We start from the raw sequence: 7,090 nt of genomic DNA on the forward strand, positions 1-7,090 counted from the left end.
CTGTTGTAGGTGTTCAAATCTACTTCGGCAGAGGACTTCATTTGGGTATTGCTGTTCTGTACTTCTACATTTGCGCTGCTTGTATCCAAAACCGTAACAGCTCCAGTAGTCGGATTCCATTCCAAATGAGCCAGCTTATCCGTTCTAAGCACTAATTGTCCGTTCACATACATTGAATAACCTTCTTGCACATTTGGATAAAAAGTTTTGCCGTCTCCTGGTTTATCCCAGATAATGGTGACATCACTACCATGATAACGCATGTTGTTTACGGTAAAGTGATCCCATCCGATGTCAATCGGCGATAATTCTACTGTAGAATCCGTTCGCGGTACAAGCCCCATAATATCCTCGATAACCGAGTAATTGTAGTTACCCAGAATATTATGATGAATTCCGGATCTTCCGTCGATTCGTTGAGTCGTCGGATTCCAGTTGAACCAATATTCATTATTGTCCAAATAATTGATATTACCTTGGTAGGCTGTCGACCATCCAAGCCAATACATCAATTTCTTATACATATCGGCAGTAATGTAAGGTTGGTTCGGATATTTTCTTAGCACTTCTGTGAAAAGGCGAATGTTGCCTGATGCGTTTAGGTTAGCAAAATTGTTAGTTCCCCCTACACMTTGCGCTACGGATATCGCCTTATCCTTCTGATTGGCGGTATAGAACGKGAATACCGGGAATTCCGTCTTATCCCCCCAGTATCTGAGAGATTCTAAGTATTTGGAATCATCCTTAGGAACAAGGCCATCAATTTGGAAGGCGTAGTAATTATTAGCCTCTTTCCAAGGAATAAACGTGTTCGTTAGTAAATCTTTCTGCAAGAACATTTTCGATGACTCATCCCACATAACGGATAAAAATGAATTTTTGAGATAATCGGCAAAAGCAAACATTTCTGTAGCCTTGGCTGTATTACCGGCTAATTGGTATGCCTTCGCCGAGGCCATAGCGTTTCCGTAAACGAATGCGCTTTCAGTCCGATCCTGATTGATGTTTCCTCTTTTCTCATAATAGTGGAACGCGTTTCCGTCCCCATCATTACCAGTCAATGAACCCCAATCATAGTTAATAACCCCATCCTTATTCGTATCAAATCGAGCGAGCTGACCTTTCGCGTCTTTTTCCGCATATCGCGCAAGATTATTTAAGATTTTAGGCTGGCCACCGTGGACTTCATAGGTTTGAAAAGCGGAGTCCCCAATGTACTGTGAATAGCTGTTATTCCAGTTGGATGGTTTTCCTGGATTATCTGTAAACAGACTGTCCCTGGAAACTTCCCCCGCTGAAACCCAATCTCCATAAGAGTATATGGGATTTCTTAAATATTTAAGATCCTGCATATGCATCGGTTGCGTTAATACAATCGCATTATTGTACCCGAGTGCACCTTCTACGGAGATGGGGAATTGGTAGTCGTTTCCTGGGATATTCGCATCAAGAAAGTTAAATCTGCTTAACCACCATCTGTAGTAAATAATCTTTTTAATATTTTCGTCGGCAACATCCATGTAAGGAACATTGTCTGCCCACCATTTGTTATATTCGCGAAGCTGGGTTATATACGCCGTATTCGCATCGTACGCTCTAAACCGATTGTAATCCGTCGTCGACTCAGGTATTTCAGTTGTAATAAAGCCCATTTGGAATTTCAACGAAATTTTTTCATTTGGGGCTAATGTTATACTCCTTGTTAAAATGCCGTTGCTCGCAGTCATCCCCGTACCACTGAGTCTTGGGTACACTTTCGTTAAATTGTTTCGCACGTTGAATGTACCTGTCAACTCCGTACCATCCGCCGATGCCGTCGTGGCAAAAGGTGAATCGGCCGTCAACGTAAATGTTTTAGATGATGTCGTCGTATTAGTAATTATGATGTTATCGACAGCGACGTTGTTATCTGTAATAAATTTGGTTTCTTCCAGCGTGTAACCTGTCGCATTATAGAAAGCTGACCAGTAACTTGGCGTTTGCAATCTTTTAGATGAATCTTGGGTAAAAGTGACTCCAGGGATTTGAATCGAGTAGCCTTTTTGATTCAACAAATCAAAATAAGCGATATTATTGCCAAATCCAATGACAGTGGCGCTATTTGTATACGCATACAAGGCTTTACCACGTGTCATCAAATAGGTGCCTGTCGGGTCATTCCCCTTCCGAGCGAGCAAGCTGTCCATCCAGAAGGAAGTTCCTCCTGCTGCCAGATCCGCTTGGTACATATCCATCATCATACTTCGACTTGCATTATATGGAGCTGGTTCAGTTGGAACTACTTGCGTACCCGTTGGATTCGTAAAAACGGGCATCCCGGCATCATTATTGTTCACAAAGCCAGGATCTACGGCAAAAACAGATGAACTATAACCTGTCATTAATGACAGGACAATCGCAGTTCCCAAAATATTCCTACCAATTGTTTTTTTAAACTTTCTCATTTGCTACCTCCTATTGAATATTAAATGGCAATACCCATCCTCGCAAATAAGTTTGGGGGAAGGCGCTGCCGATAGCCGCCTTCCTCTAAACCTTGAACATCTTTACTGTGTAATAATTTTGTGCGCTACAGCTGCAAGATCGATAATATCAATCACACCATCATGATTAATATCCGCACTTGCCATCCAGTTCGCATCGCTTGCAGTTTCGCCGTAGTGACTAGCAACAATGGCGAGGTCTCCGATGCTGAATTTGCCATCTCCGTTAACATCTCCTGGAAGGGCTACGTTAATCGAAGCAAGGAACGCCTGAATCGAAGCATTCAAATCAGTTGCCGCTTGAGTGACTTGCTCTGGTGTGGCTACTGCATTATTAACTACAATTTGCGCATTAGTAATCGCCGCTTGTAAAGTTGCTATCGATCCGGCTGGATATTGTCCCGGATAGCTTCCTTCCACAGCCGCATTGAGCTTCGCTTGTGCAGTTGCGATCAGTGTTGTCAATGCTGTTTTATCTACAACTGTGATTTGAACACTGCTGGTTGCGCCCTGAACCTGCGTCTCAACACCATGACTATCGGAGACGACCACACCCGACAAGGAAACCGTGCTGCTAGCGGACTGATCAGCAGGATTTGCCAAGAAGCTCAGCTTCAAGATCGCTCCACTGTTGCTGGCGTTAATGGCATGTGCTGCGCCTTCGCTCGCCGACACGATTCGAATATGCCCCGGTGTTCCCGACTGAGTCACAAATATGCCATCGATTACTGAGGTTACTGCGCTTAGATGCAATTTCGTCGAATCATAATTGACTGTCAACTCTTCAGCATAAATGCCTCCGTTGACGCTCGAACCCAAGCCGCTTAATCCATAAGTCAGATCAAACGATTGACCCGAGTAAACTGCACTGGTTACTGTTAACGTTGCTGTAGGAACTGCTGCAACGGTTTTAGCCGGAACAACGACTGGAAGACTGCCAGTAACTGCCTTGGTGTTGTCTGATGTCCGTGTCACTTCCAGGACAAGATGAACTGTTGTCTCTACGCTTGGCGGAAAGATGGTTCCATCCGTTTGAATGACTGACGTAGCATCCGAACTCTTAACGGCTACAGTGTATCCGTCCGGTACGGATGGAAGAGTCAGACTTGTCGCATCTTTCGCTGGTGCAGCTAAGCTTGTGATTCCCGCAGCAATGTCAGCTGCTGTCGGCTGAGCGACTTGGATCGTATAAGCGGCCTGTGTAGTTCCGTCTTCTGCCGTTACTACGAGCTTATCTCCGCTGACCAGTACGCCGGGACTCTTAACTGAACCATTTACATCAGTAACCGAATAGCTTTGTGTCGATTCATCTGTGGAAGTGACTTGTGTGATGACTTGATCTGACGTTGTTCCACCTGTGACGTTCAACGCTTTGTTAAGCGCATCAATCGATATCAAATTCGGGTGACTGACGGCCATTTGGATGCTTGTGTTCGTTGACAAAGGTATGGAAATGGCCCCGATCGTTATCTGCAGYGTTCCAGTCACACCAGAACCATCACTAGCCGTTGCAGTCACTGTGACCGTTCCAACACCAGTCGCTGTCAGTAAACCATTGGCATCGATTGTTGCCGAACCTGTTCCATTTTGTATCAGCCAAGTGACTGCTGAATTGCTTGCACCAACAGGCAGGACAGCTGCACTCATTTGAAGTGTTCCACCATTTACGACAGTTGTCGTATTACCTGCACCGGTCACGATAATACCTGTTACCGGCACCCCTTGCACAACTTCCCATTCCCATAAGCCAACACCATTACCATCCCGGACTTTCTTTGTCATCGTAACACGCAGAGATTTAACCTCCAGAACCGGGTCAAATCCAAATATATTTGACGATCCTACCGGAGTAGTAAGAGCTACGATACCTGTGGTAACGGTCCCTGCCGTTACCCATTCATTCGTTATGCTATTCTTCGGGATGTATTGATATGTGTACTTTGTAGGAGCTAATATGCCGCCATTATCAGTCCACTGCATCAGATTTGAGCTTTGGATTGTTGCGCCMTGCGGCCAATCATATTGCACCCATTCCTCAGAGCTTGTATTGCCCCACGAACCCCAATGCGGATTAGTTGTGGCAGTTTTTAACCCGTCATTAAGCGCTGGTAGACTCTCCCAAGATGAAGTGAAGCTGGCTGAGGCACTGGCTACAAACGCCATATTCTTATCTTTCGGACTCAGCAACCGCAGATCTCTCAGCAGATTTGCAATTGCCTGAGCAACTTCCTCTTCTGTAGCATCCTTTTTACTCATCACAGCGGAAGCGGCCGCCTTCGCAGCAGCAATCGGCGCAAGACCTTGATCAATGAAGTTCGCAGCTTTTAATGAATTTGCAAAGTTAATAACCTGTACCAGCTGCGACTTATCTATCCCTCCTGTAAATCCATTTACCTTCCATTCCAGAATACCGATCCCAACGGTGACAGGTTTCATGTCAAGCCGAGCGCCTGTAATATATGCTGGCTCAAAGGTGGTAGTGTTGAATTTATTCAATGCATTCCCAAGTCCTACTACTCCTCTTGGTGTATACCAATTTCCATCCACATCACGAAGCTGAAGCTTCATATCCGTGGGTTGGAAATTCCCGCCACCGTCTTTGAAGACATATACATCCATCGAAGAGGCAAGGAATGGCTCATCCCATTGATACATTACCCATGCTGGTTCACCTTCTTTTCCMCAGTTGTGCCATGCACTGTTAGCGGCACCTTTAGATGCTGAGAAATCCGATGAACTTTTTGGAGTGTTACCGTTATTCATCGCTTCAGGATATCCGTCACTACCAGAGAAACTGGCAGAAGGCTTTGCAGTCAGCGCGTTGTTTTGAGGTTGTGCTTTTACAACATATACAGTGACATGTACTTTCAATTCGCTGTCTACGATATTACCCTCGACTACGAATTCACCTGCTTGTGCATAGCTGGCTGGATTAACCTCATTCCACTGGATCACACTTTGCCTATATCCGTCGTTATTCAGAATATCCATCTGTTGTGGAAGTATAGGGACCGTGTTAATTTGTGTCACAACGCTGATTGCCTTGTATGAGCCATCGGTGTCTTTTGAGATATTAATCGTTACATCCTTGCTGGACATCTTGCCTTCATCAACCGCTGTAAAGGTAAACACATAGGTGCCTGCCTTGCTTATGTGGGCATATGCATTTGCTTTATCGCCATTGACAAAAGTAACATCCGCTGCGCCAACCGGCTTTTGCTTAACTGTCCATCCATACGTCCACACGGGTTCAAATACCGAGCTGTACACTGGATCCGGGGTCGCATTGCCGGATAATACGAGAATACTGCTATTCGAAGCATCCTGTACCCCAGTCACTACACCAATTACTGGAGGMTGTTTTTCCGGCGGAGCGGCCAACTCGAAGGTCAGTTCGTTAGAAACGCTCTCTTGCCCGTCATTTGCAGTGAGTCTGACCGTATATGAGCCTCCTTTGGTACCGTTTGCCTCTGTGGCTACTGACTTAGGATTTTTAAAGATCAGATTGCCACCTTCCGGAGTGCTGACAACTTCCCATTGGTAGGTCATCGCGCCATTCGGTGCACCGTCATCGGTCACAATTCCGTTCATCACAAACGGAATCATCGCCTGTGGATTTTGCGTCTCCAACTTTGCAGTAACCTGCGGGGCTTGATTTACACCCGTATCTGTCTTTTCAATGGTCAATTCAGCAGTTAGCGCACTGCTCATTTGGATCATAGCAGTACCTTTATTGTTCTGTACAAAGAACTGTCCGGCATCTTTATCATCTAGCTTAATTGTATAATAGCCATTCTCTACTCCTGCCCCATCGAAAGTAATCTTTGAAGCGTGCTTACTTTTAGCAAGATTCGAGATTTGCAATTTAAATGCCTTGCCGTCTTTTTGAATCTCCGCACTTTCAATTTTATCACTTTCCGAGACTAGGTATATTTTTTCATTTATTAGGTTGATACGCTTGCCAAAACCGTCCTTTGGTGTGACATGGTAAGTGCCGCCTTCGTCAGTGACCGAAGCTCCATACCCGAAAAGACCAAATATCGGATCGGTGACGATATCAGAACTGATACGCAATAGTGAGCCATAAAGTCCTTCCTCTGATTCGCCAGAAAAGTCCTGCCAGCCGTTGTTCATAACGCGAGTACCACCATCGTTCACGTTCTTGGTACCAGTTCCTCCCTTCTGGGCATTATATCTCCAAGCGATGCCGCCCACAGACTGTGCCGAAATCTGCCCCATATTGACGGCGTTGAAGTTTGAAATCTTCGCCGCATAGTTGCGCTGTTGTGCGATAGCAGCCTGTTCCCCGGATTTCCCGTTATCCTGATAGCGGAGCCAGTCATCCATGATAGATCCCGCTAAAGAAGCAGTATATTGGAAATTCCACCAGCCTTCGCCAGCGCGGAATACTGGTACGGAATAATAGTACCAGTTAGGCTGAATGCCTCGCATTGCACGAGTCTTCAAGTCATCCAATTCCATGCTTTTCAAGGCTGCTGCCGCCCGCGCGTCTCCAGGGTAGTATGTGCGCAACGCCTTGGCTGCAGAATAGGCCCCTTCTTCGCCAGTTTTGTCATATTCAAATTCTGACCCGTAAGGATAAGCGG

General features: G+C 45.6%; 2 protein-coding genes. Both read right to left on the reverse strand.

The genetic code is table 11. The annotated features are described in order from the left end of the window. Positions 1-2,444 (reverse strand): hypothetical protein (locus AC1DLM_RS34100; RefSeq protein WP_477572465.1); only part of this gene is annotated, 2,444 nt, incomplete at its 3' end. Between the two features lie 102 nt (positions 2,445-2,546). Next, on the reverse strand, positions 2,547-7,090 hold a 4,544-nt coding region (locus tag AC1DLM_RS34105; RefSeq protein ID WP_477572466.1), incomplete at its 5' end, for an Ig-like domain-containing protein.

The sequence above is a fragment of the Paenibacillus sp. 01T442 genome (assembly GCF_056398345.1).